This is a genomic window from Pseudomonas sp. Ors-4-3C, assembly GCF_055755035.1.
On record NZ_CM146900.1, the window covers coordinates 5,482,216 to 5,506,002 of the forward strand.

The 23,787-nt window shown below is 62.2% G+C and carries 19 protein-coding genes; 6 read left to right on the forward strand and 13 right to left on the reverse strand.

All coding sequences use genetic code 11. The features are described 5' to 3' along the window. The first annotated feature begins 3 nt into the window (after positions 1-3). The 3 genes from ACVHNU_RS24870 to ACVHNU_RS24880 are packed head-to-tail and all read left to right on the forward strand — an operon-like array spanning position 4 to position 2,771. A complete protein-coding gene (locus ACVHNU_RS24870; RefSeq protein WP_473018482.1) occupies positions 4-879 on the forward strand; it encodes a metal ABC transporter substrate-binding protein in 876 nt (291 codons plus the stop codon). After that, positions 876-1,436, forward strand: a complete 561-nt coding sequence (locus tag ACVHNU_RS24875) for a gamma carbonic anhydrase family protein (RefSeq protein WP_473018483.1) — start codon at positions 876-878, stop codon at positions 1,434-1,436. The genes ACVHNU_RS24870 and ACVHNU_RS24875 overlap by 4 nt, the downstream gene beginning before the upstream one ends. A 3-nt stretch (positions 1,437-1,439) precedes the next feature. After that, positions 1,440-2,771, forward strand: a complete 1,332-nt coding sequence (locus ACVHNU_RS24880; protein WP_473018484.1) for a dihydroorotase — start codon at positions 1,440-1,442, stop codon at positions 2,769-2,771. A gap of 91 nt (positions 2,772-2,862) precedes the next feature. Here ACVHNU_RS24880 and ACVHNU_RS24885 read toward each other — a convergent pair whose 3' ends face one another. Further along, positions 2,863-3,381, reverse strand: a complete 519-nt coding sequence (locus ACVHNU_RS24885) for a DUF3617 domain-containing protein (protein ID WP_003229722.1) — start codon at positions 3,379-3,381, stop codon at positions 2,863-2,865. Positions 3,382-3,512: 131 nt separating this feature from the next. On the opposite strand from ACVHNU_RS24885, the gene cls reads away from it, so the two are divergent. Next, on the forward strand, positions 3,513-4,952 hold the full coding sequence (gene cls, locus ACVHNU_RS24890) for a cardiolipin synthase (RefSeq protein WP_473018485.1): 1,440 nt from the start codon (positions 3,513-3,515) through the stop codon (positions 4,950-4,952). A gap of 44 nt (positions 4,953-4,996) precedes the next feature. On the opposite strand, the gene cfaB is transcribed toward cls, so the two are convergent. The 5 genes from cfaB to hflK (ACVHNU_RS24915) all read right to left on the reverse strand — a co-directional run bounded on the left by cfaB (position 4,997) and on the right by hflK (ACVHNU_RS24915) (position 12,357). Then, positions 4,997-6,184 (reverse strand): C17 cyclopropane fatty acid synthase CfaB, encoded by a 1,188-nt coding sequence (gene cfaB / locus ACVHNU_RS24895; protein ID WP_003229726.1) that lies wholly within the window; start codon positions 6,182-6,184, stop codon positions 4,997-4,999. Between the two features lie 209 nt (positions 6,185-6,393). Further along, positions 6,394-8,301 carry a heavy metal translocating P-type ATPase gene (locus ACVHNU_RS24900; RefSeq protein WP_473018486.1) on the reverse strand — a complete coding sequence of 636 codons (1,908 nt, stop codon included), beginning with the start codon at positions 8,299-8,301 and terminating at the stop codon, positions 6,394-6,396. Further along, positions 8,298-9,359: a protease modulator HflK gene (gene hflK / locus ACVHNU_RS24905; RefSeq protein ID WP_473018487.1), complete on the reverse strand. Its 1,062-nt coding sequence runs from the start codon at positions 9,357-9,359 to the stop codon at positions 8,298-8,300. Before hflK (ACVHNU_RS24905) ends, ACVHNU_RS24900 begins: the two co-directional genes overlap by 4 nt. Beyond that, complete coding sequence (gene hflC / locus ACVHNU_RS24910) at positions 9,356-10,399, reverse strand: protease modulator HflC (RefSeq protein WP_103522512.1); 1,044 nt, start codon at positions 10,397-10,399, stop codon at positions 9,356-9,358. Before hflC ends, hflK (ACVHNU_RS24905) begins: the two co-directional genes overlap by 4 nt. Beyond that, positions 10,396-12,357 carry a protease modulator HflK gene (gene hflK, locus ACVHNU_RS24915; RefSeq protein ID WP_473020100.1) on the reverse strand — a complete coding sequence of 654 codons (1,962 nt, stop codon included), beginning with the start codon at positions 12,355-12,357 and terminating at the stop codon, positions 10,396-10,398. Before hflK (ACVHNU_RS24915) ends, hflC begins: the two co-directional genes overlap by 4 nt. 210 nt (positions 12,358-12,567) lie before the next feature. Here hflK (ACVHNU_RS24915) and lpdA point away from each other — a divergent pair, with 210 nt between their 5' ends. Then, positions 12,568-13,968 (forward strand): dihydrolipoyl dehydrogenase, encoded by a 1,401-nt coding sequence (lpdA, locus tag ACVHNU_RS24920; RefSeq protein WP_473018488.1) that lies wholly within the window; start codon positions 12,568-12,570, stop codon positions 13,966-13,968. 111 nt (positions 13,969-14,079) lie between these two features. Here lpdA and ACVHNU_RS24925 read toward each other — a convergent pair whose 3' ends face one another. Continuing rightward, positions 14,080-14,553, reverse strand: a complete 474-nt coding sequence (locus ACVHNU_RS24925) for an Lrp/AsnC family transcriptional regulator (RefSeq protein ID WP_103522514.1) — start codon at positions 14,551-14,553, stop codon at positions 14,080-14,082. 144 nt (positions 14,554-14,697) lie between these two features. Here ACVHNU_RS24925 and ACVHNU_RS24930 point away from each other — a divergent pair, with 144 nt between their 5' ends. Next, positions 14,698-15,327 carry a LysE family translocator gene (locus ACVHNU_RS24930; protein ID WP_400496848.1) on the forward strand — a complete coding sequence of 210 codons (630 nt, stop codon included), beginning with the start codon at positions 14,698-14,700 and terminating at the stop codon, positions 15,325-15,327. On the opposite strand, the gene ACVHNU_RS24935 is transcribed toward ACVHNU_RS24930, so the two are convergent. The 6 genes from ACVHNU_RS24935 to ACVHNU_RS24960 are packed head-to-tail and all read right to left on the reverse strand — an operon-like array spanning position 15,324 to position 23,528. Next, positions 15,324-17,462, reverse strand: coding sequence for a hypothetical protein (locus ACVHNU_RS24935; protein WP_473018489.1), 2,139 nt, complete (start codon positions 17,460-17,462; stop codon positions 15,324-15,326). The genes ACVHNU_RS24930 and ACVHNU_RS24935 overlap by 4 nt on opposite strands. After that, complete coding sequence (locus ACVHNU_RS24940; protein WP_473018490.1) at positions 17,449-18,642, reverse strand: DUF3142 domain-containing protein; 1,194 nt, start codon at positions 18,640-18,642, stop codon at positions 17,449-17,451. The genes ACVHNU_RS24935 and ACVHNU_RS24940 overlap by 14 nt, the downstream gene beginning before the upstream one ends. Before the next feature lie 47 nt (positions 18,643-18,689). Continuing rightward, positions 18,690-19,508 (reverse strand): class I SAM-dependent methyltransferase, encoded by an 819-nt coding sequence (locus tag ACVHNU_RS24945; RefSeq protein WP_003229744.1) that lies wholly within the window; start codon positions 19,506-19,508, stop codon positions 18,690-18,692. Then, the gene (locus ACVHNU_RS24950; RefSeq protein WP_473018491.1) at positions 19,502-20,656 is read right to left on the reverse strand and encodes an acyltransferase family protein; all 1,155 of its coding nucleotides are present in this window, start codon (positions 20,654-20,656) and stop codon (positions 19,502-19,504) included. The genes ACVHNU_RS24945 and ACVHNU_RS24950 overlap by 7 nt, the downstream gene beginning before the upstream one ends. Further along, positions 20,653-21,957 carry a glycosyltransferase gene (locus ACVHNU_RS24955; RefSeq protein ID WP_473018492.1) on the reverse strand — a complete coding sequence of 435 codons (1,305 nt, stop codon included), beginning with the start codon at positions 21,955-21,957 and terminating at the stop codon, positions 20,653-20,655. The genes ACVHNU_RS24950 and ACVHNU_RS24955 overlap by 4 nt, the downstream gene beginning before the upstream one ends. Next, positions 21,951-23,528: a glycosyltransferase gene (locus tag ACVHNU_RS24960; protein ID WP_473018493.1), complete on the reverse strand. Its 1,578-nt coding sequence runs from the start codon at positions 23,526-23,528 to the stop codon at positions 21,951-21,953. The genes ACVHNU_RS24955 and ACVHNU_RS24960 overlap by 7 nt, the downstream gene beginning before the upstream one ends. Positions 23,529-23,787: the final 259 nt, after the last annotated feature.

Consider the following 23,787-nt stretch of genomic DNA (forward strand, 5'->3'; position numbering starts at 1 on the left):
CCGATGCGTGCTCTACTCGTGTTGTTCAGCCTGATGCTGTCGATGTCGTTGTCGGCGGCGGAAAAATTGCCGGTGGTCACCAGCTTCAGCATCCTTGCCGACATGGTTCATCAGGTGGGGGGCGAGCATATTCAGATCACCAACATGGTCGGCCCGGACGCCGATGCCCACACGTATGAACCGACGCCCGATGACGCCAAAGCGCTGCTCAAGGCCAGGCTGATCATCAAGAACGGCCTCGGTTTCGAACCATGGCTCGATCGCCTGGTGACCAGCACCGAGACCAAAGCCCCTGTCATCAGTGCCAGTCACGGCGTGATTCCACGCTCGCTGGATGAAGACGGCGAGAGCGTTCCCGACCCGCACGCCTGGCACAATCTGGCGAACACCGAGTTGTACATCGCCAACATCACCAAGGCGCTGATCGCCGCCGATCCGGCGAACAAGGCCGACTACCAGCGCAACAGCCAGGCCTATCTGAAACAGATCTACGCCCTGCTCGCCGAAGCCAAGGCCAAGCTCGGTTCACTGCCGCCGGGCAACCGCAAGATCGTCACCAGCCACGATGCCTTCGGTTATCTCGGTCAGGCCTACGGCATCGACTTCATGGCGCCGCAAGGTCTGTCCACCGAACGCGAGCCATCGGCCGCCGAAGTCGCCGCGTTGATTACCCAGATTCGTCAGGCCAGGGTCAAAGCGGTGTTCATGGAAAACATCAAGGACGCGCGCCTGCTCAAGCAGATCGCTGATGAAAGCGGCGCACATATCGGCGGTACGTTGTACTCCGATGCTCTCGCCGCCAGCGGCCCGGCCAGCACCTTTACCGGGCTGTTCGAATACAACCTCAACACCCTTTACGACGCATTGAGCCAGCCATGATCCGCAAGAATCCTTCAGGCGATCTGCCGCAAATTGCCGAGTCGGCCTACGTCGACAAAACCGCGATCATCTGCGGCAAGGTGATCATCGGCGAGAACGTTTTCGTCGGCCCCTACGCGGTGATCCGCGCCGACGAAGTCGATGCTTCGGGCACGATGGAGCCGATCACCATCGGTGCCAATTCGAATATTCAGGACGGCGTGGTGATCCACTCCAAATCCGGCGCGGCAGTGACCATCGGCGAGTTCAGCTCGATCGCTCACCGCTCGATCGTGCACGGTCCGTGCGTGGTTGGCGACCGCGTGTTCATCGGCTTCAACAGTGTGTTGTTCAATTGCGTGGTCGGTGATGGCTGCGTGGTGCGGCACAACTCGGTGGTCGATGGCCGCGATTTGCCGGCCGCGTTCTACGTGCCCTCCACTACCCGCATCGGCCCCAACACCGACCTCTCGCAGTTTCCGCCGGTGAGTGTCAGCGCCTCGGAGTTTTCCGAAGACGTGGCACGCACCAACGTCGATCTGGTGCGCGGTTACAAAGCCTTGCAGAACGAGTTCTGAACCATGAGCAGCGTGCTGATTCGCAACGCCAGACTGGTCAACGAAGGACGCGAGTTCGACGGCGATCTGTTGGTCAGCCATGGCCGCATCGTCAAGATTGCGCGCAGCATCGACGGTGAAACTGCGCGGGTGGAAATCGACGCCAACGGCCAATGGCTGTTGCCGGGGATGATTGATGACCAAGTGCATTTTCGCGAACCGGGGGCGCCGGACAAGGGCTGCATTCACACCGAATCTCGAGCGGCGGTGGCGGGCGGCATCACCAGTTTCATGGACATGCCCAACACCCAACCGGCCACCCTCACCCTCGAAGCGCTGACGGATAAAAAGCGTCGGGCGGCGATCAACTCCGTGGCCAACTACGGCTTTCACTTCGGTGTGAGCCGGGACAACCTCGACACCGTCGCCGCGCTCAACCCCTGCGAAGTCGCCGGGGTCAAAGTGTTCATGGGCGCCTCCACCGGCAATCTGCTGGTGGATGATCCCAAGGTTCTCGAGCGCCTGTTTGCCGAAGTGCCGACGATTCTGCTGGCCCACTGTGAACACACGCCGAGCATCGAGGCCAACGCAGTCCGACTGCGCGCGCGCCTGGGTGAGCACCTGCCGGCCAATATCCATGCCTTGATTCGCGATGCCGAGGCTTGCTACCGCTCTTCTTCACTGGCGGTGGAACTGGCCAGACGTCACGGCACTCGCCTGCACGTTTTGCACCTGACCACCGCCCGCGAGCTGGCGTTGTTCGAAGACAAACCACTCGCGCAAAAACACATCACTGCTGAAGTCTGCCTGCATCACCTGCTGTTCGATGAAAGCGACTATCCAGCACTCGGCAACCTGATCAAATGCAACCCGGCGATCAAGACCCGAGCCGACCGCGATGCTTTGCGCGCGGCGCTGCTGAGCAATCGACTGGATGTGATCGGCAGCGATCACGCGCCACATACCTGGGCGGAAAAACAGCGCCCATATGCCGAAGCGCCGTCCGGATTGCCACTAGTGCAACACGCTTTGCCGGCGCTACTGGAGCTGGTGGCCGATGGCGTGCTGCCGATCACCACGCTGGTGGCGAAGACCAGCCATCGGGTGGCGGATCTGTTTGCGATTCCGGATCGAGGTTATTTGCGGGAGGGGTATTGGGCGGATCTGGTGCTGGTTGAGCCAGCGGCTCTGGAGGTGTCGCGGCAACCGATTCTGTCGCAGTGCGGGTGGACGCCGTTTGCTGACAAGACTTTCCGCTATCGGGTGAATACGACGTTGGTGTCGGGGCAGATTGCCTGGCGCGAGCAGCGTATCAACGAAGGATGTCAGGGGCTGCCGCTGCGGTTTATGCGCTGAATGATCAGGTGTCTGACAGGACGTCTTCGCGAGGCTCGCTCCCACAAGGAATCGCACTGGCCCTGTGGGAGCGAGCCTGCTTGCGAAGCTTTTAAGCTCTTGGCTTCACCGTGCCGCAATCCTGACCCAACCACACCGCGCGGGTTTCCAGGCTGCCCTTCTGGTTGATCCCGATGGCGTTGAACGTACCGTTGGCCACGGTGGTGAACTCACGATCACTGACAAACGTCGCGACACCGGTGCCTTGCGCTTTCGGGCAACTGAAGCGGAATTTCCACTGGTTACCGGTGCGCTCGGTGATCTGCTGTTTGCAGCCCGACTGCGGATCGGCCAGCGGAATATCGTTGGTCGCCACTTGCTGCGGTGTCAGGCAGGCACGGATGCCCTTGCCACCGATGTTGATTCCGTTCTTTTCCAGCGCCGCGCGCTGTTGCGGCGTCATCTGGCCTTGCAACTGACCGAGGATCGACTGCACATCCATTGGCTGGTCATCGACCTTGACGTTGCTCGAGGTCATTTCCCATAGCCCCGGCTGCAGCATTTGTGCCTGCGCAATCACTGGCATTGCCAAACCCAGGCCCAGTGCCAAACCCAGCAGACGAACGTTCATCGAAAAACTCCTGATCAGTAGTGGCCGTTAGACGCCGGCCGATTGCTTCGGTTCATGCGCCAATTAAATAGCGACAATCGCCTCGGAACATGGTCTGTTACGCATTGAATCTTCAGGAGCAAGGTTGCCCCATGGATTATTTTGGACCGCACATTTTCGGTTATCTGATCGCTCTTATACATAGCCTCGGCTTGATCGCCGCGATCCACGCAGTGCTGACGGTACGCACCGCCCAAGGCTCGATCGCCTGGGCATTGTCGCTTATTTTCATTCCTTATCTGACCCTCATCCCCTACCTGGTGTTCGGCCGCAGCACTTTCGACGGTTACATCAAGGCGCGCCGTCAGGCCAACGAACAGATGCGCCAGGCGATATCCGAGCTGAACTGGCGCCCGTGGGTGGAAGAAGCGCTCACCGCACGCGCGTCGAAAGCCTATGCCTCGCTACGCGCCATGCCCAAGCTGGGGCGCATGCCGTGCCTGGCAAACAACGAAGTGCAGCTGCTGGTGAATGGACACGCCACCTTTGAGGCGATTTTCCAGGCAATCGATCAAGCGCGCGAAGCCGTGCTGATCCAGTTTTTCATCATCCATGACGACCGCCTCGGGCAGCGCCTGCGCGATCTGTTGCTGAAGAAAGCGGCTGAGGGCGTGGCGATTCATCTGCTCTACGACCGGATCGGCAGCCACGCCCTGCCCCACAGTTATGTGCAGGCGTTGCGCGATGCCGGTATCGAGGTCAAAGCCTTCGCCACGCGCAGCGGCTGGCTCAATCGCTTCCAGGTAAATTTCCGTAACCACCGCAAAATCGTCGTGGTCGATGGCGTGCTCGGCTTTGTCGGCGGGCATAACGTCGGCGATGAATACATGGGCGAGAAGCCGCCACTGGCGCCATGGCGCGACACCCACGTGCAAGTGCGTGGGCCGGTGGTGGCCTGCATGCAGGAGTCGTTTGCCGAGGATTGGTTCTGGGCCGCGCGCACGTTGCCGCCGCTGATCCTGCCGGACGTATACCCGGAGGACGGCGTGCTCTGCCAGTTGCTGGCAAGCGGCCCGGCCGATGCCTACGAAACCTGTTCGCTATTCTTCGTCGAAGCAATCCACGCCGCGACCGAGCGGGTGTGGATCACCAGTCCTTACTTCATTCCCGATGAGGCCGTCTTCGCCGCGTTGCGCCTGGCGGTGCTGCGCGGCGTCGATGTACGCCTGCTGCTGCCATCGCGCCCCGATCACCGCATCGTCTACGCCGCTTCCAGCCTCTATGCGTTCGAAGCGGTGCGCGCCGGCGTGCGGGTGTTCCGCTACGAGCCGGGGTTCCTGCATCAGAAAGTGGTGTTGATCGACAGTGAGATCAGCGCCATCGGCAGCGCCAATCTGGACAACCGCTCATTCCGGCTGAATTTCGAAGTGATGCTGTTGACCGTCGACTGCGAGTTCGCTGCCAGCGTAGAACAGATGCTCAACGATGACTTCGAGCAGGCTTACGAAGTCGCCAAAGAAGAGAGCCGGGAAGTCCACCGCCTGCAACAGCTCGGCATGCGGATCGCCCGGCTCATTTCGCCGATTCTCTAGCAAGCCCCATCACCCTCTCCGAGCGAGAGGGCATGGTTCAGGCATCAAGGGTGGTAGATGTCGTCGCGAGTCCAGGGCAGTTCATGGCTGCCATCCGGATGCGCCTTCACCGCGAGAATCTGGTGCAGGTTGATCCAGCCACGCGCGAACGCGTAGGCACACCCGGCCAGATACAGCCGCCAGATGCGCAGCGCCTGATCCGGCACCAGTTTCCCGGCGGCTTCGAGGTTGTCCTCCAGGCGCTCGCTCCAGTGGTCGAGTGTGCGCGCGTAGTGCAAACGCAGGCTTTCGACGTCGACGATCTCCAGCCCGGCTTCACTGATCTCGGCCGAGATCATCGCCAGGTGCGGCAGCTCGCCGTTGGGGAACACGTATTTCTCGATGAAGTCGCCGGCGCCGCGCCCTACCGGACGGCCGTCGGTGTGTTTGGCGGTGATGCCGTGGTTCATCACCAGACCGCCCTCCTTCACCGCGCCGAACAGGACCTTGCAGTACTCAGCGAGGTTGGCGTGGCCGACGTGTTCGAACATGCCGACGCTGACCACCTTGTCGAAACGCCCGTCCTGCGGCAGATCGCGATAGTCGAGCAATTGCAGTTCAACCTGGTCTTCCAGGCCCTCGGCCTTGACGCGCTCGCGGGCCAGTTCCAGCTGTTCCTTGCTCAGGGTGATGCCGAACACCTTGGCGCCGAATTCACGCGCCGCGTAACGGGCCAGACCGCCCCAGCCACAACCGACATCCAGCAGGTAATCGCCCGGCTGCAAACGCAGCTTGCGACACAGATGCCGGAACTTGGCTTGTTGTGCCTGTTCGAGAGTTTCACTGCCGGTTTCGAAATACGCGCAGGAATACGCCATGTCGCTGTCCAGCCACAACTGGTAGAACGCGTTGGACAGGTCGTAGTGATAGGAAATGGCCTTGGCGTCGGTTTCCTTGTCGTGCACCGAACGCACAGGCTGTGCATCGTCGTCCTCATTGAGCAAGGCGCTGCTCAATTCGTCGCAGACCCGGATGACCTCGCTGATCGAGCCTTCCAGCTCAAGCTTGCCTTCGACAAACGCCGCCCCCAGCGCGTCGAGACTTGGATGCGTAAGCTGGCTGACCATCTGCGGGTCCTTGACCACGATGGTAACGCTGGGCGCCGGACCCAGATTGAATTCATGGCCGTCCCAGAGTCGCAGGCGAAGCGGAAGCTGCAGATTCTGTAAGGCTGGTGGAAGTTGCGCGAGCATGGAAAATCCCCCTTGTTTCAGACGTCAGATCTGAGGGTAGACCATCCTTGAAAAATAGCAGGCTATCGATTTAATTAGCCGAAACTATCGTTCCAGACGCTCCAACATGCCGTCATGCACCCACGTTTCAGTCCAAGTAACGGCAAAGAAGTGTGCGCCCTCTTCCATAGCTGACTGTCTATTCGGCGCACAGTTCGATGAAACCCGCTTCAGTGATCATCCTTGAGCTTGAGCAGCGGCTCCTGAAACCGCAGCAGACGCCCGGCATTGCCCAACACCAGCAGCGTACTGAGGTTGTGCAGCAGCGCCGCAATCATTGCCCCCGCCGCGCCGAGCCAGCCGAATGCCGCAAACACCACGATCGCCAGGGTCCAGCCCAGACCGATGATCACATTGACCTGCAAGGTTCGCCGGCACTGGCGACTGAGCCGCACACAGGTGCCGAGGCGGCGCAGGTCGCTGCCGATCAACACGATATCTGCCGAGGCCAGCGCAATGTCGGCCCCGCCGGCACCCATCGCCACGCCGACCACGCCGGCCTTGAGCGCCAGCGAATCATTGATGCCGTCACCCACCACCATCGGCCGGAAACCGTTGTCGATTTCCTTGAGCACGCGGTTGAGTTTGTCCTCGGGCAGCGCCTGGGCTTCCACCTCTTGCAGGCCCACTTCGCGGGCCAGTGTCTGGGCGACACTCTGGCGATCGCCGGTCAGCAGCAGTTGGCGACCCAGACCCAGTTCACGCAATTCATTGAGGGCAAAGCGCGCTTCCGGCTTGACGCTATCGGCCAACAACAACCAAGCAACAAACTCGCCATTCAGCGCCAACCCGGCGATCGGCCCATCGTGCTCGGGAACGGACGTCGTGACGATGCCCAGTTGCGCGAACAGTTCGGGACGCCCCAGCGCCGCCTCGCCTTGCGCGGTCATGGCCACGACCCCGAGGCCCTGACGCTCGTGAATGTCCGTCAGCGCCAGGCTCTGCTCCTGACTCACCAGCCCCGCCAGTGCCCGGCTGACCGGATGACTGCTGGCCGCGCCAAGACTGGCCGCCAACGCCATGACCGCGGACTGTTGCAGACGCGGGCTGTTGATCGATTGCAGACGCAAGGTGCCGTAAGTCAGGGTGCCGGTTTTGTCGACCACCAACGAGGTGAGGTCCGCCAGTTCTTCGAGAAACGCCGAACTGCGGATCAGAATGCCGTGGCGCGCCGCCACCGCCACTCCGGCAATCGCCGTGGCCGGTGCCGACAGCACCAAGGCACAGGGACAGGCCGCCACCAGCACCGCGAGCATCGCTTGCGCGTCATGGGTGACAAACCAGGTCACCGCCGCCAACAGCAACACCAGCACCATGTAGCTGCCGGCATAACGTTCAAGCAGGCGGGTGATCGGTGGCTTCGAGCGTTCGGCGTTCTGCATCAGCGCGATGACTTTGCCCAGCGTCGATTGATCGCCGGTACGGGTCACCTCAATGCGCAGCAAGCCGTCGAGGTTGATCGCCCCGCCAAACACCGTCATGCCCACCGCCGTTTCCACCGGAACCGATTCGCCGGTGATCGACGCCGTGTCGAGGCTGGCCTGACCGAACAGCACTCGGCCATCCGCCGGCACCCGATCTCCTGCACGCACCTCGACCGTGTCGCCGGGTTTGAGCGTGCCGTTATCGACTTCGATGATCGAGCCGTCCGCCTGAATCTTGCGCGCGTGGCTGCGGGTCAATTGGCCAAGAGCATGAATCGCTTCCTGCGAGCCGATCACGCTGCGCTCTTCCAGCACATGGCCGAAGATCATGATGATTGGCAGCAACGCCGCCGTCAGCAGATCGCCGGTCGCCCACGCACCGAGCATCGCCAGGGCAATCAGTTGATCGGTGATGCCGTGCAGGCTTGGATAACGCAGGCTGTACCACGCCGAGCGCATCACCGGCACCGCCACTAATAAGGAGGCGAAACCCAGCAGCAACTGACTGACACCGGTTTGCTCCGGCACCAGCCAACGCCAGATCAGACCGAGGGCGAGCAAGCCAAGGGCGAGCATCGCCAGGGTCAATTGCCGTGCAGCGCGGCGCTGTTCGGCCGAGGACAACAGGCTCGGTGCGGCAGTGGTCGCGGTCATTTACTGGCTCCCTGAATGATCAGGCGGGAATCGTCTTTCGGATCGACCGTGGTCACGGAACCGGCCTGGCCGAGAATCTTCGGCATACGTTCGCGGTAGAGCCGCAGCAGCATCTGCGGGTCGGTCCCCTGCTGCTGCGCCTTGGCCAGGCTCAGTACCGTGGCGGTGTCGGCCGACGCCTTCGCCAGCCGCTCACCGGCCTGCGCATGGGCAACTTGCAGGGTGCGGTCAGCTTGCTCGTTGGCGGTCTGGGTGAGCTTTTCCGCCTCGGTGCGTGCATTGGCGACGGCTTTGTCGGCTTGTTGGCTGGCGGTCAAAACGGCATTGAACGCGCTGACGGCCGGGTCGGGCAGACTCGATTGAACATCTACCCGCGCCACTTCGATGCCGATGCCCTGCCCGCTCGCCTTCAATTCAGCCAGACGCTTGTTGATGCCTTGCACCAGATCACCGCGCAAGCGTTCGCGGCGCTCAGCGGCCTGATTGTCGGCACCGATCAACTCCGGTCGAGCGACCAGAATCGTATCCAGATCCCGTGCGGCGGTCAGGGCCACAGCGCTGCGCGTGACCAGCCGATCCAGTGCCGGCAACACATGATCGCCTTGCAGCACGAAGTCATAGGGATCGGTGACTTTGTAAAACACCCGTACATCCAGTTGCACCACGCCGGCGTCGCCGGTCAGCAAATAGCCGGAGCCGGCCAGCGCATCACTCAAGGGTGTGGCGAAAGTCGCAACGCGATCAGCCTTGATCGCCTCACTGCTGCGCAGCAGATTTTCCACTCGGCGCTCAATCACCCGATCCGCTGCTGGCAGCAAAACCACTTGCTCGAACGGCTGCGGCCAGGCCAACAACAGGCCGGCATTCTGGATGCGCTGCAGTGCGCCAAAGTGCAGAACCACCGCGCGATTCTGCGGATCAATCTGCCGCACATTGGAAAACGCCCACGCCAACGCCGCCAATACGGTCACTGCGTACAAGGCGAAAAACGCCACGCGTCCGGCCTGAATCCACGGACTGCTCAACGAATGTGTTCCACGTGGAACTTCATCACTCATGGTTGCGATCCGGATTTGTTTTCAACATTCGGCGGACCGTCCACCAGCACACGGAATGGCGCGGCATCGGTGCGCAGGATCAGCTTGGTGTCCGGGGTGACAATGGTGCCCAAGGTATCGAGTGAGCGCAGCAGGTTGTATAGCTGCGGCGAGCCAGCGTAGGCGCGTCCATAGATCTGCGCGGCTTCGACTCGCGACTGCGCTTCGATTTCTGCCGCTTTCACCGTGGCATCGGCCTGCACAATTCGCGCATCGCGCTCGGCGGCGGAACGAATCTGCGCGGCTTCACGCTTGCCGATGGCGGTGCGCTCAGTGGCGATTGTTTCACGCTCGGCGCGCATCCGATCAACCGTGGCCGTCAGCGTGACCGAAGGCAAGGTCAGGCGTTCGATGCCCACCTGCACCACGCGAACGCCGTAAGTCGCGAGCAACTGTTGGTCGATTTGCTGACGCAGTTGCGCTTCGAAATCGGCAATACGCACTTTGCTGGCATCGGTGTTCACCAGATCCGCCAGGTCGAAACTGCTGGCGGTGGTCTCCAGCGCCGAGCCGACAAAGGTGCGAATCTGCCGTGCCGCTTCGTCCGGCTGGTTCTGCACCGCGCGCATGAAACGCTGCACATTGTCCGGGTCGCCCTGCACCTGCCACGCCACGTAAGCCTGAATGATGATGCGCAAACCATCGCGGGTGCCGACATCCTGCAAACCACTGGAGGTGGTACGCAGGCGCAGGTCCACCGGAATCGCCGCCTCGAACGGTGCCGGCCAGCGCCAGCTCAAACCGGGATCTAGCAACACTCGCGACGGATTGCCGAAACGGGTGATAACGGTCGCCTCGCCCGAGCGCACCTGCACCAGGCTTGCCGCAGCGATGGCAAACGCCACCAGCAACAGCGCCCAGCCCATCCGCCGCCACGGGAACGGCCCGGCCTCTTCCGGCGCACCGTGGTGATGGTGATGATGCCCATGATGATGGTGGCCGGCATGACCGTGATCGTGGCCGCTGTGGTCATGGGAATCGTGAGTGTGCGACTGGCTCAAGGGGCAACTCCTGGTTGAGCGGGGGTGCGCGCGGGCGTCGGATCAGCCGGCAGCGTGAACGTACGCAGGTCGATGGTCGGCGCATTGCTGCTGCCGCCTAAACGGTGGTCGAGTACCAGCAGTTTGGCCTTGCTCAGGCCGAGGCTGAGTTGACTCAGATATTGTTCCAGCACGAATGCCTGGCCGGCGCTGGCGTAGGCTTTCTGTTCAGCGCTGAACTTCAGATCCGCCGCCTGCGCTGTGGCGTTGATTTCACGGGCGCTGGCACTGGCCTGATCGCGGGCGAGACTGGCCTGCAATTGCGCCTGATTACTGGCTTCGGCCGCAGCGCCACGCTCACGGGAGATCAACGCCTGCGCGCCGATCTGCGCCGCTTGCACGCTGTGGTAAGCATTGGCAGCACCGGCGGGCGGGTGAATCGCTTCCACCACCGTGGCGAGAATTTCCACGCCGCTGTTGAGTTGCTGCAGATCGTTTTGCACCGCGCGGCCGATTTCCTCGCCCAGCCCTACCCGGTCGGCACCGAGCAAACCGTCGAGGGTGCGCGAGGCGAAATCATGAACCAGAATCCGGCTCGCGGTGCTGCGGATCAGCGTCGGTACATCGGCATTGTTGTAGGTAGCCGCCAAGGCATCCTGATCCCGCAGGCCGATGCGATAGACGAAGCGCACGTCCATGTTGACGATCTGAAAGCTCTGCTGATCGCCACGGCTGCTGGCAATCACCTGGGATTTGTCGTTGACGTGGCTGGCATCCCACAAGCGGTTGGCAGTCACCGGCGCCGGGCCTTCGGCAGGCTCTGCCTGGGTCGGCGCAGGCGCATCGCCGACGCTGGTTGCCAACTCGTGCACCACGCCGTTCTCGACGCTCAATACGCGGCCCAACGGCCACGGCAACCCAGCGTGCAATCCGGGGCCGAACACCTGCACCGGTTTGCCGAAACGCTCGTAGATACCGCGCCCTTGCAGCGGGATTTCGTGGATCCCGGTCAGCATCCAGCCGACAGCAGCGACCAGTGCCAGCACCGGCAGAAAGGCGCGGCGCATGTAGCTGAACGCCCAGATCTGACGCAGATCGATGCCGAAACGATTGTGCAATTCGTGCTGCAAGGCCAGCAGCGGCTGCGGCGGCCAGCGCAGCATGTCAGCGACAAAACTGCGTGCCAGCAGGGTCGGTTCGAGCTGCTCGCGACGGGGACTGAAAACCGACAGGACCGCGCGCAATAGCAACTCGATCGCGACCATTCCCGGCAAGATTCCAATCAATACCGCAAGGCGCACGGGCCACACCGAAGCGTCGCTGGCGAACAACAGGCACAACGCGCCCAGCACCAGACTGATGATCGCCACCCGCGCCAATTGTGCGAGGTTTCCGGCTTCCGGCCATTGCGCCGGGGTTTCCTGAGCCAGTTGCCGCTCCAGCACCAGCAAGCCGAAACCCAACAGCAACATCAGCGCTGCGCCCACCGTGGCCGATAAACCGACGGTCGCGGCCGGCAACGCGAGATTCCACACCTGTTCGATGCTGAGCACTATCAGCACTGACCAGCCACCCAGCCACAACGCGGCCGCGCCGATCTGACCGAGCAGGTGCAGGCCGCGCTGACCCAAACGCTCCAGCAGCCGTTCGTACCAGCCATCAGGGGCCGTTTGCTCGACCTCGTTCAGCGGTTCCTGCGCCACCGGGTGCATGACCCGCGCACGCCATTGCGTCACCCACCACGCCGACTGCAGGCCAGCGACCAGCACCAGCAACGCCGCGCCCAGATTCATCAGCAACGCCGGCCATATCGATTGCGCGGCAAACAGCTCGACAAACAGCGCCAGCACCCACCCTGCCCCGGCCAAGGCGCCGAGACCGATGGCCAGACGACGCAATCGCCGCCCCTGCGTGGCCGCTTGTTGAAAGCGCGGCAACCCGGTCACTTGCGTGCCATCGACATCCAGATCGACTTGCATATCACCCCAAAACCATTGGTTCATTCGCCCATTCGTTACGATATAACGAAAAGCGTGAAATATTCGTACACAAATTCGCTTATCTAAAGATGCACAACCTGTCGTTTGCCTGAAGCCTTGACCGAAATGTCCGGAAATGCACATATTACGCTCGTAATTTTATTCGACTACTACTTTTAGCGATCCGCATTCCCAACCAGGAGTAACAGCATGAGCAACTATGACGTGGTGATTCTGGGCGGCGGCCCGGGTGGTTATAACGCGGCGATCCGCGCCGGCCAGTTGGGCCTGAAGGCGGCTTGCGTGGAAGGCCGCGCCACCCTCGGCGGCACTTGCCTGAACGTCGGTTGCATGCCATCCAAGGCCTTGCTGCATGCTTCGGAGCTGTACGACGCGGCCATGGGTACCGAATTCGCCAACCTCGGGATCGAGGTCAAACCCACGCTCAACCTCGCGCAAATGATGAAACAGAAAGACGAGAGCGTGAGCGGCCTGACCAAAGGCATCGAGTTTCTGTTTCGCAAAAACAAGGTCGACTGGATCAAGGGCTGGGGCCACATCGATGGCCCGGGCAAAGTCACGGTGAGCGACGATCAAGGCAACAAGACCGAGCTGAGCGCCAAGGACATCATCATCGCCACCGGCTCCGAACCCACGCCCCTGCCCGGCGTCGAGATCGACAATCAGCGCATCCTCGACTCCACCGGCGCGCTGTCACTGAGCGAAGTACCCAAGCATCTGGTGGTGATTGGCGCCGGGGTGATCGGCCTGGAACTGGGTTCGGTCTGGCGCCGTCTCGGCGCCCAGGTGACCGTGGTCGAATACCTCGACCGCATCTGCCCCGGCGTCGATGGCGAGGCCGGCAAAACCCTGCAGCGCTCACTGAGCAAGCAAGGCATCAGCTTCAAGTTGAGTTCGAAGGTCACCAGCGCCACGACTTCGGCCAGCGGCGTACAGCTCAGCGTCGAACCTGCAGCGGGTGGCAGCGCCGAGTTACTGGAAGCCGACTACGTGCTGGTCGCCATCGGCCGGCGCCCGTACACCAAAGGTCTGGGCCTGGAGAACGTCGGCCTGAGCACCGACAAGCGCGGCATGCTCGCCAACCGCCAGCACCGCACCGAAGCCTCCGGCATTTGGGTGATTGGTGACGTAACGTCCGGCCCGATGCTCGCGCACAAGGCCGAAGACGAAGCGATGGCCTGCGTGGAACAAATTGTCGGCAAGGCCGGCGAGGTCAACTACGACCTGATTCCCAACGTCATCTACACCCGCCCGGAGCTGGCCAGCGTCGGCAAGACCGAAGAACAGCTCAGGGCCGAAGGACGCGCCTACAAGGTCGGCAAGTTCCCGTTCACCGCCAACAGCCGGGCGAAGATCAACCACGAGACCGAAGGCTTCGCCAAGGTCCTTGCCGACGAACGCACGGACGAAATCCTCGGCGTGCACCTGGTCGGCCCGAGCGTCAGCGAAATGATCGGTGAGTACTGCGTGGCCATGGAATTCAGTGCCTCGGCCGAAGACATCGCGCTGACCTGCCATCCGCACCCGACCCGCTCCGAGGCGCTGCGTCAGGCGGCGATGAATGTGGAAGGAATGGCGACACAGATGTAGTCAGCAAAAGTTTGGGTGACCGGACGACCGCTTTCGCGAGCAGGCTCACTCCTACAGAGGAGCGCGATCAATTGTAGGAGTGAGCCTGCTCGCGATGAAGGCCACCCGGTTTCAATCCGGAAGATGCCCCAACGGCAACGCCCCCGGGGTCTTCACCGTGTGAATCGCAAAGTTGCTGCGAATGTCACTCACCCCCGGCAGCTTCAGCAGGCAGCCGCTGAGAAACCGGTCATACGCGCGCAAGTCCGGCACCACCACCTGCAACAGAAAATCCGACTCCCCCGACACCAGAAACGCCGAGATCACCTCCGGTAACGCCGTCACCGCCGCATAAAAGGCTTCGGCCTGTTCATCGTTGTGGCGCTCGACCTTGACCCCGACAAATACCGTCAGCCCCAGTCCCACTTCATCGCGATCAAGGTTGGCCTGATAGCCGCGAATCACCCCGGCCTCCTCCAGCATCCGCACCCGGCGCAGGCACGGTGACGCCGACAGGCCGATTTCGTCCGCCAGTTCGACGTTGCTCAGGCGTCCGTCCCGTTGCAGGGCGGCGAGAATCTTGCGGTCGAAGGCGTCGAGTTTCATGTTTGGCAGATCCTGATGGTCAGATCGAAAAAAGAAAGCAGGTTATGCCAATACTGGCCCATTTTGAAGCCGACTACGCAAGCACCTGCCCCACCCTTCGGCCATAGACTGAGCCGACCGAATCGACAACGAAAGGGCGGCAGCATGGCGGGTATGTGGATGTTTTTTCTGGCGCTGGCGGTGGTGTATCTGTTGCCTGGGCCGGACATGATCTTGCTGTTGCAAACCGGCGCCCGGCAGGGCCGCGGCGCCGCGCTGGCCACCGCGGTGGGCCTGGCGATTGCTCGGGGATGTCATGTCGCATTGGCGGCGTTGGGACTGGCGGCGCTGTTCAAAGCCGCGCCGTGGACGTTCGACGTGGTGCGTCTGGCCGGGGCGGCCTATCTGCTGTGGATCGGCATTCAATGCCTGCGCAGTACCTTGCTGCCGAACCTGAATGCCGCCGGTGAGGCCGACATCCACGGACAATGGCGTGAAGCGATCCGCCGTGGCTTGCTGACCAATCTGCTCAACCCCAAGGCGCTGCTGTTCTGCTCGGTGCTGCTTCCGCAATTTATCGTCGCCGACGGTGCCCCGGTGCTGACGCAGTTCGCCATCCTCGGCATGTTGCTGGTGGCTGCCGGGCTGCTGTTTGACTCGACCTACGCGCTGATCGGCGCCGCATTGGGCCGCTGGCTGCAACGCAGTCCCTCGGCCCAACGCTTGCAACAGTGGCTGTTCGGCAGCCTGTTGATCGGCTTCGCCCTGCGCCTGACGTTCGTGCAACAGGCCTAGTCTTTGCGCGCCCGGCGTTGCCGACGAGTGATCAGGAACAACGCAACGCCGACCAGCAGCACCGCCCCACCGATCTGCACCGGCCATTTGTAAGGGCGCAGTGCCGAGCGCGCGGCATCGGTGACTTGGGTGACGTAGCGCTTGTCGGCGTTTTCAAAGTCCGGGTACGGGCACTGATGACCGAAATCCACCGCCCACGGCACGTACGCCCCTTCCTTCACATAGCGTTCATAGAGATCGCTCTGCTCCTGCAGGCTGCTGTTCCAACCGGCGGCGTTGCACAACACGGCAGCAAACGCCTGACTGGTGTGCGGCAGGTTGTCGGCGGCACGACTGGCCAGCGCGGTGGCAACGAAGCGGTAGTGATAACGCTCGTCCGGCTTGGCTTCGCTGGCTTGCTGACGTTTGACTTCGTCTTCAGCCACCAGCGGCCCGACTTTCAGCGCGGCGTTTTCCAGGCTGTAGTTGCCGCCGAACGTGGCGTAATCCGGTGCCATCTCGTAACCGAGAATATCCATACCCCACTCGCGAGCCGTCCAGGCAGCGTTGTACAACGCACTGGCGCGTTTGGTCGGCCACCAGGCGCTGTCGGCTTTCAGACGCTGCTGGCCGTAGAGTTTCGCTTTGTTTTGCAGGTCGGGATTGTCGAAGTAGCCGACCGCTTCTTCATACCGCCCCTCACGCAACAGACGTCGGCCCAGCAGATTGCGCAGGCTGGCGGCAACCGGCAACTGCACATAGTTGTCGCGCTCCTGCTGGGTCAGCGGCGGTGGCGCCGGCACGTTGTCATCGACGTAGCGTTTCAGTTCATCGACCGTCAGCACCCGCTCGGCCACCGTCGCGGCGTCGAACCAATAGATATTGTTGCTGCGGTACAACTGAACAAAGGCTTGCAGGTATTCACCGCGTTGCAGCGCCAGGATCGCGCTCTCGCCTTCGACCCGGCATTTGGGCTGAACGGTTTCAAAGTCCCAGTCCTGCGTGCGCCGATATCCCCAGTCCTCGGTCTGCGGAAAGGCCTGCGCGGCTTTGGAATAGGCGGCAGCCGCGGCATTTTTATCGCCGTCACGCACCGCCAGTTTGGCCCGCAACCACCACGCAAGGCCGCCGTCACCGGCGTGTTCGAGAAAGGCCTTGGCGTTGGTGTAATCGCCCTGTTGATAATTGACCGCCGCCAGCCGGTCGGCGTTGTCGAAACTGCCGCGGGTGCTGTTCTGCAGGAGCTTGACCAGTTTCTTCTGGTTTGGCGGCTCATCGCCGAATGACCAGCCCTGACGACTGATCAACGAGGCGGTGACCAGTTGCTGCACCGAAGGGTGTTCGAGCAACTTCGCCAGTGGCTCCTCGGGCAACTGCGCCAGATCATTCATCAGCAGCTTGAGCGAGGTATTGCCCACCGCCGAACCGTGCAGGTTCTGCGCTTCGTACAATTCGATGGCGCCGGCCCAATCGCCCGAAGTGCGCAGTACCCGCGCCTCTTCGCCGAGACTGGCGACGCCCAGTTCCAACGGGTCACTGAAACCGTCGATGCTCAACTGCCGAGCCTGGCGGAAGGCATCCCGTGCCTGCTCCAGTGCATCGATGGCGTTGTTGGCCTCGGTACTTCTGGCCACCCACGCACGGCCCAGCGAGTAAGCCGCCCAAGTGCTGCGCAACGGTCGTTGCTCGGCCGGCAACGCCAGCAACTGGCGGAAATACTCGACCGCCAGTTGATAGTCGCCCGCGCCGAACGCCACGGCACCGGCCAGGTACAGGCGAATCTCCGCCGGCAGGCTGGCGCCCTGCACATCGACCTGATGCGCGTCAGTCAGGCTGCGCAGCTGTTTGACCAGCGCTTGCTGTTCGGCTGTGAGACCGGCCTGCTCGGCCTTGTCACGCTGATTGGCAGGCTCGGTCGGTTCAGCGTAAAAATCGTTGGGGTTGTAGGTCGCCGCGGTGACGTTCTTCAGCCCGGGGATGGCTTTGCCCAGGCGGCTGAGCTCAAAGTTGAAGTTGCCCTCCGGCAGCTCGGCCAGGGTCTGCCCGCGATTGTCGAGCAGGCGCATCGGGAAGTCCGGGCCGCAGGCCAGCGCCGAACCCAGCGGCAGGCTGAGGCTCAGACAGAGCAGATGGCGGGGCCAGTTACGGGTCAACATGCGAACCTCCTTGATCAATAAATGCACAGCGCGCCCAACCGATGGCGCGTTGCCCGCCCGCCGGCAGACGACCGTCGCGCTGGCGGGTGAAGGTAAGCAGATCCGGGCCTTGTTGCAACGCATAACCGGCGAGCGCGTCGGCGCCTTCGCAATCGCGCGCCTTCACGCTGATGCGTGCGGGCCAGGCGTTGTCGAGGTTACCGCGGTTGTTGAGGGCGATGTCATAGAGGCCATTACTCTCGCTGAGCGTCAGGCTCAGTTGACTGCTTAACGCTTCGCCACGGGCGACGGCACGCAGCGTGCTCAGGCTCCACGCGCGACGATCGTTGACCAGCGGCAGGCGAAACCAGATCAGACCGGCCAGATGCGCCGGGCGATCTTCACGCAACTCCTTGGCCAGTCGGCTCAATTGCTGCGGATCGGCGAGCAATTCGCGCCGTTGTCCGCCGCGCTCAAGTGGCACTTCACTTTCCACCACCGGGGCGCCGTCAGCATCCGGCAACAGCGCCACCCCGTAGGCCGGCAGTGCCAGATAAAACGGTTTGTCGGTTACCCGTCCCCAAGCCTCGGCCCAGCGCCGCGCCTGCTCGGGGTCGAACAGGCCGCGACGCGGATCGCTGACCGCATGCACCTGCAGCACACTGCTGTCGACAGCTGCCAGCAGCGCCGGCAGTTGCGGACTGTCGAGCCAGGCCGGCAACGCAGTGATGCTCAGCGGCAGGCTGGCCGGCAATGCGCCGCGCAGATGGAGAAGGAATTCGGTATAGGCCGGCAGACGCGCATTCCCGGCGTCGTGATCGATCTCGATGCCGCTCAGGGTCAGCCCCTGCCCTTGCCAGTCCGCCAGCACCTGAAGGATCTGTGCCGTGACTTGTTGCTCGTCGAGCGCCTTGAGCTGGCCGTCAAGCCGGATCACCGCAATCAACGGCCGAGCATCCTGTTTGAGCAACGCCGGATCGATGCGCGCGCGGCTCCATCCGGCATTCGGAAAGGCCTGCAACGCCAGCACCCGCAGCGTCGAAAAGTCGCCGCGACTGTCTTTCAGTGCAAGCTCATGAGCCGGCGTCCAATGCCGCTGCCAGACGTAGAGCTGCTGATCGAGCGGCGCTGCATCCTGTCGTTCACAGGCGCAGAGCAACAACACAGCCAGCATGGCCGACAAGCCGACGATAACGCGCATACCTTGCAGATCCCTGAGACATCAGGCTGCAAGGTTACACAAACCGCTCAAGGCTTGCGGGCAATGATCACCTGACTTTTCGCCACCACCGCATCCAGCGCCTGCTTGATCTGCGCACCGCGTGGCGAGTCGAGCACGGTTTGCCAGGTGTTGGCCCAATGCTCGAGCAACGGGTGATCCGGGTTGCTGAAATCGACCTTGGCCTCCCAGAACAGCAGCATCCACATCGACCAGTAAAAGCCGTACTGGCTATGGCTGATAATCTCCAGCCCGGCATCGCTGACCATTGCCTTGAATTGTTCTTCACTGATGATGCGAATGTGATTGGGCTTCTGGAAATACTCCGGCGAGGCAATGTCCTTCTGCAGGTCTTCGGAACTGGGGTGCGGCACACTCAGCAGGTACAGCGCGCCCGGCTTGCCGACGCGCACCAGCTCGGCGAGAAATTGCGCCGGATCGTCGACGTGTTCAATCACTTCGGTGGACACCACCCGAGTGGCGGTGGCATCGGCGATCGGTAGCGGGTTGCAGTCGGTGACATGGCATTCGATTTCACGCGCCGGCGTATCGCTCAGGCGCTGGCGAGTAGCCTCGACCTTGGCACCGTCGATGTCGGCAATGATGATCTTCGCCCCACGCATGCCGCAAAAGTACACGTTGCCGCCGTCCCCGCACCCCACATCAAGCAGGATGTCGTCAGCACTCACCCGGAACCCGGTGAACAACTCGTCGGTCTCCTGGTTGAACCAGCCGCTGAGCTTCGCGTCGTAAAGGCCGAGCATGTACGGGTCGACTTTGTCCGCAGCAGACGGCGCGGGGACCGGCGCAGGCGACGCTGCCCTGAGTTTCTTCAAAAGGCTCAGCATGAGGTGGCTCCAGAGGATGGGACGGCGGTTCGCGAAGTATCGAGGCGACGCACCAGCGCAGCGCCGCGATTGCGCATCGGCATTTCGATAAAGCGGTAATTGAGTTCACTGAGCAGCACGATCAGGCCGAACGCCAGCAGGATGGTCAGTACAGGGTGCCCGGCCGGGTTCGGCAGACCGGCGCTTTGCAAGCGGAAGATCAGCTCGCGGACCAGCAGATAGGCCGGAATATGGATCAGGTAGATGCCGTAGGACCGACTGCCGATCCACGCCATCAACCGTTGCAGACCACCGGCCGGCAGCAGGTAATCGCGGTTGTACGAGGCGATCCACACCAGCAGCGCGCTGAGCACGGCAATCGAGCCGATGCGGTAAGAGGAAAAGGTGAAGCGGTCGGTGGCCATGTAGCTCAGCATCAGTGCCAGCAAAATCAGCGTCGATACGCCGGCCCATGGCCGCTGCAGGAACGTCGGCTGCCAGCGCTGATAACCCGGCTGCACGCTCCACATCGCCAGCAACACGCCGAGGGCCAGCGCATCGGTACGCACCACCATCAGCATTGGCGTGCGCAGGGTGAACAATTGCACCGCCACCAGCGCCAGCAATACCCAGACCAGGTGTCTGCGGCACACCAGAATCAGCAGCGGGAACAACAGGTAGAACTGCTCCTCCAGCGCCAGGCTCCAGTAGACGAAGCTGCTGCCGTATTCGTAGTTAAAGAAACTGTCGGCAAAGCGGAAGTTCGCGTACTGCAACACCCCGGCCAATGTCGCTTGCAAGTTGGCGTGCAGGGTGCCGAACGCCCCGGAACGGTTGAGAAACACGCTCGCCAGCAGCATCAACGCCAGCCACAACCACGCCGACGGCAACAGACGAAATACCCGTCGCAGCCAGAAGTTACGCGTCTGCGCCCAGTATTCCTGCCGGGTCGTACAAGCTCGCAGCGCCGGGATCAGGCTGCGGGCGATAACGAATCCGGAGATTGCGAAAAACAGATCGACGCCCCACCACGACTGCGCCCAGGCGTGAATGTTTCCCAGCAGAGGCACCGGATCGGTGAACAGGCTGCCCTGCAAATGATGAAACAGCACACCAAGCACCGCGATTGCCCGCAGCACTTCGATGTCCATGATCTGTTTGCTGCTCATGCCCCGGAAATCTCTACATGGGCGGCAGGCAGGCGGTCGAACAACTGCGTCAGAAACATTTGTAAACGCTGCTCGGCCACTGACTGACTGCAGAAACCCTGCAGGCTGTTAATCGCTTGCGCTGCCATCTGCGCATACCGTTGCGGATCGCGTCTGGCCACCTCGTAGCTGGCGCGATAGGCCACGCACAACGACGCCCAGTTGGTCACGTAGCGCAAGGTGCGGAAAGCACTGCGCGGGTCGTGCGGCCAGGCAGTGAGTTCATCGGTGGAGTCGATCAGGAACGCATTGTCGGCGCTCAGGTAATCGATCATCGCCGTGGTGCGCGGGGCGACCGCCGGTTTGCCGCAGGACATGAACTCCATCAGCGGCAGGCACTGGCCCTCGCCGTAAGAGGTGTTGACCACGTAGCGGGTCGCCTGCACCAGTCGCTCGTAATCGGCATCCGCCAGATAGCCATAGATCAGCACGATGCGGCAGCGATAGGACTGGTTCTTGTACAGGTGATGGAGGATGTCGCTCATCGCCAGTTCGGCATCATGGTGGGTGAGCTTGAGCACCAGCGTCGCGTCATCGTTGTCGCGGAACGTCACACAAAATGCACTGAGCATGTCTTGCCAGTTCTTGCGCCCGTCGCCGGGGTTGAACACCGAGGTGTAGACCACGCCGTCGAGCAGCAACTCCTGCTCGGTCACCGGGGCTTCAAAATCAATGCCGACGCCGCTGCGCAGTTGCAGCGGAGCGTACGCGTTCAGGTCGAGCTGGCGACTGTCGGCCACCAGGCCCTTGATCTTCAGGCGCAGCGGGCCCGCCTGCGGCTCACGTGGCAACTGCGCACCGCGTGCGGCAAAACGATCCCACACCGGCGCCGGCACCGCGACAATCGGGTAATCGGCCCCCATCGCCTCGCGCACGGCATTGACCGTGTAGCTGGAATGAGTGATCGCCGCACCGCAGGCGCGCAGCACGGTGCGCCAATCGTTGCGCGGCTCACCGGCAAACGGCTCGTCGGGGATGGTGCTGAATTCCCAGGCGAACACCGGCAGCGTCGGGCACGCCAGGTTCAGCGGCGTGCGGTGCGGCGGCGAGAACGACAGGAACACGCACGGCTCGCCCCGGGCGGCGCACTCCCGATAGAGCGCGTCGACTTCGGTCTGCGGATCGAGCACTTCCACCACCCGCCCGAGCCGCTCGAGTACCGGCCGGTATTCCTTGAGCACGAAGTAATAGCTGTACTCCGAGCGTCCCAGGTTCTGCGCGATGGTGTGCTGGTTGGTTTCCGAATAAATGATGATCAGCATGAGGCGTTATCCGTCACTGACACAGCCTGCGGCGTGTGTGCAACCAGCCCGAAGAAGTCCGCCATACGTTGCTGCACGGGCGCGAAAGCGCAGTATTGGTGCATGCGTTCGACCGCGGCCGTGGACATGCGCCGATAATCCTGCGGCTGAGCCTTGGCCATCCGATAACTGATTTCGTAGGCGTTTTTCAGTGAACCCCAGTCCGGCCGGTGGCGCAGCGTGCGATAGATAAGACGGCTGTCCTGCGGCCAGATGGTCAGTTCCTCGCTGGACTCGACCACGAACGCCACCGAATCGTCGATATAGTCTTCCATCGCAGTGTGATCCGGCGCGATCACCGGCTTACCGCTGGACATGAACTCCATCAACGGCAGGCACAGGCCTTCACAGCGCGAGGCGTTGACGTAAAAACTGGCGGCTTCGTAAAGCCGCGCGTATTGCCCGTCGTCGAGGTAACCGTGCAGCACCAGCACCCGGCAGGCGAACGGCGACAACTGCGCAAGCAGGGTCATCAATTCGCTGTAGTAGGACGTCAGATCGTTATGGGTAATCTTGAGCACCAGCGTAGCGTCGGGCTTGTCGCGAAAGGCCCAGCAGAACGCGGTGACGATGTGGTGCCAGTTCTTGCGGCCGTCCCTAGGGTTGAACACGCTGACGTAGACCACGCCATCGACACAGGTTTCGACAACCGATGAGGTGTCCGGCAAATCCAGAGGCGCAGGTTCGATGACCGGCACGGCGGGGGCGCCGGCGATGTTCGGCAAACGCTGTTCGAGCCAGGCATGCGCCTTGTCTGACAGCAGATCGCGCACACCTTCCCAGTACCAGTGATGCAGAAACTTCACGCGTGGCACCGCCGGTACTTGCTCGCGGCCTGAATCCAGGGCCCACAGACGCAGGTAGTGGCGGGCAATCACAAAGCGCCGCTTGAGGGTCAGCGGTGGCGGACGCGCAGCCTCGATTTCAGCGGCCAGCGCCGCCTCTTCCTCGGCAGTCGGCGGTATCGGAATCAGCGCATCGGCAGACAAGCCCAGCGTGCGGCTATCGAACACGCAGCCCTTGATCGCCAGCGTTGTGCCGGGATTGACCGGCTCACTGACGTGACGTGCGCGGATGGCAGCGAAGTTTTCCCACAGTGGCGTCGGCAGTACCAGCACCGGGAAGTCATCCCCCATGGCCCGGCGGATTGCCCGCGCAGTATGGCTCGACAACGTGATGACCCGGCCCTGACGTGCGAGCATCTGCGTCCAGTCCTGACGCGGGTCATTGTCCCATTGCTCATCGGGGATCGAGTCGAACTCCCAGGCCACCACGCAGACGGTCGGGCATTCAAGGTCGGTCGGGGTTTTCTGCGGCGGGGTGAAGGAGAGAAACAGGCTGTCTTCGCCGGCCGCGCGCAATTGGCGGTACAGCGGATCGACGTCGGCGCTGGAGGACACCACATGCACCCGCCCAAGGCTTTCCAGCACCGGACGATAGGCCTTGAGTACGAAGTAATAACTGTATTCGGGACGCCCGAGACTCTGGCTGATGGAGCTGTCGTTGACGTCCGAGTAAAGAATGAAATTCATGGCATCCCACGATGAAGTCGCCATCCCGGCCGCTTCAATCCATGACGGCCAAGCGCTGGATCGTGGTCGGCATGCCGGCACTCGTCCTGCGTCTTCGGGCCCGTCTTTGTTCTTGTTTTAGTGGTCGGTTGCAGCCGGGATTGCAGTAACGCTGGACAACACCGGGAGAACGCGACGAGGGGCATTCTAAACACATCCGTCGAGGATTCGCGAACCACCCGGCGAGAATAAATCAGGCTACTCTGACGAGAACTGACCA

What these genes read in the sequence shown, in the direction of transcription:
- ACVHNU_RS24870 (WP_473018482.1), top strand. Translation starts at nt 4, where the DNA reads ATGCGTGCTCTACTCGTGTTGTTCAGCCTGATGCTGTCGATGTCGTTG.
- ACVHNU_RS24875 (WP_473018483.1), top strand. Translation starts at nt 876, where the DNA reads ATGATCCGCAAGAATCCTTCAGGCGATCTGCCGCAAATTGCCGAGTCG.
- ACVHNU_RS24880 (WP_473018484.1), top strand. Translation starts at nt 1,440, where the DNA reads ATGAGCAGCGTGCTGATTCGCAACGCCAGACTGGTCAACGAAGGACGC.
- ACVHNU_RS24885 (WP_003229722.1), bottom strand. Translation starts at nt 3,381, where the DNA reads ATGAACGTTCGTCTGCTGGGTTTGGCACTGGGCCTGGGTTTGGCAATG.
- cls (WP_473018485.1), top strand. Translation starts at nt 3,513, where the DNA reads ATGGATTATTTTGGACCGCACATTTTCGGTTATCTGATCGCTCTTATA.
- cfaB (WP_003229726.1), bottom strand. Translation starts at nt 6,184, where the DNA reads ATGCTCGCGCAACTTCCACCAGCCTTACAGAATCTGCAGCTTCCGCTT.
- ACVHNU_RS24900 (WP_473018486.1), bottom strand. Translation starts at nt 8,301, where the DNA reads ATGACCGCGACCACTGCCGCACCGAGCCTGTTGTCCTCGGCCGAACAG.
- hflK (WP_473018487.1), bottom strand. Translation starts at nt 9,359, where the DNA reads ATGAGTGATGAAGTTCCACGTGGAACACATTCGTTGAGCAGTCCGTGG.
- hflK (WP_473020100.1), bottom strand. Translation starts at nt 12,357, where the DNA reads ATGCAAGTCGATCTGGATGTCGATGGCACGCAAGTGACCGGGTTGCCG.
- lpdA (WP_473018488.1), top strand. Translation starts at nt 12,568, where the DNA reads ATGAGCAACTATGACGTGGTGATTCTGGGCGGCGGCCCGGGTGGTTAT.
- ACVHNU_RS24925 (WP_103522514.1), bottom strand. Translation starts at nt 14,553, where the DNA reads ATGAAACTCGACGCCTTCGACCGCAAGATTCTCGCCGCCCTGCAACGG.
- ACVHNU_RS24930 (WP_400496848.1), top strand. Translation starts at nt 14,698, where the DNA reads ATGGCGGGTATGTGGATGTTTTTTCTGGCGCTGGCGGTGGTGTATCTG.
- ACVHNU_RS24935 (WP_473018489.1), bottom strand. Translation starts at nt 17,462, where the DNA reads ATGTTGACCCGTAACTGGCCCCGCCATCTGCTCTGTCTGAGCCTCAGC.
- ACVHNU_RS24940 (WP_473018490.1), bottom strand. Translation starts at nt 18,642, where the DNA reads ATGCGCGTTATCGTCGGCTTGTCGGCCATGCTGGCTGTGTTGTTGCTC.
- ACVHNU_RS24945 (WP_003229744.1), bottom strand. Translation starts at nt 19,508, where the DNA reads ATGCTGAGCCTTTTGAAGAAACTCAGGGCAGCGTCGCCTGCGCCGGTC.
- ACVHNU_RS24950 (WP_473018491.1), bottom strand. Translation starts at nt 20,656, where the DNA reads ATGAGCAGCAAACAGATCATGGACATCGAAGTGCTGCGGGCAATCGCG.
- ACVHNU_RS24955 (WP_473018492.1), bottom strand. Translation starts at nt 21,957, where the DNA reads ATGCTGATCATCATTTATTCGGAAACCAACCAGCACACCATCGCGCAG.
- ACVHNU_RS24960 (WP_473018493.1), bottom strand. Translation starts at nt 23,528, where the DNA reads ATGAATTTCATTCTTTACTCGGACGTCAACGACAGCTCCATCAGCCAG.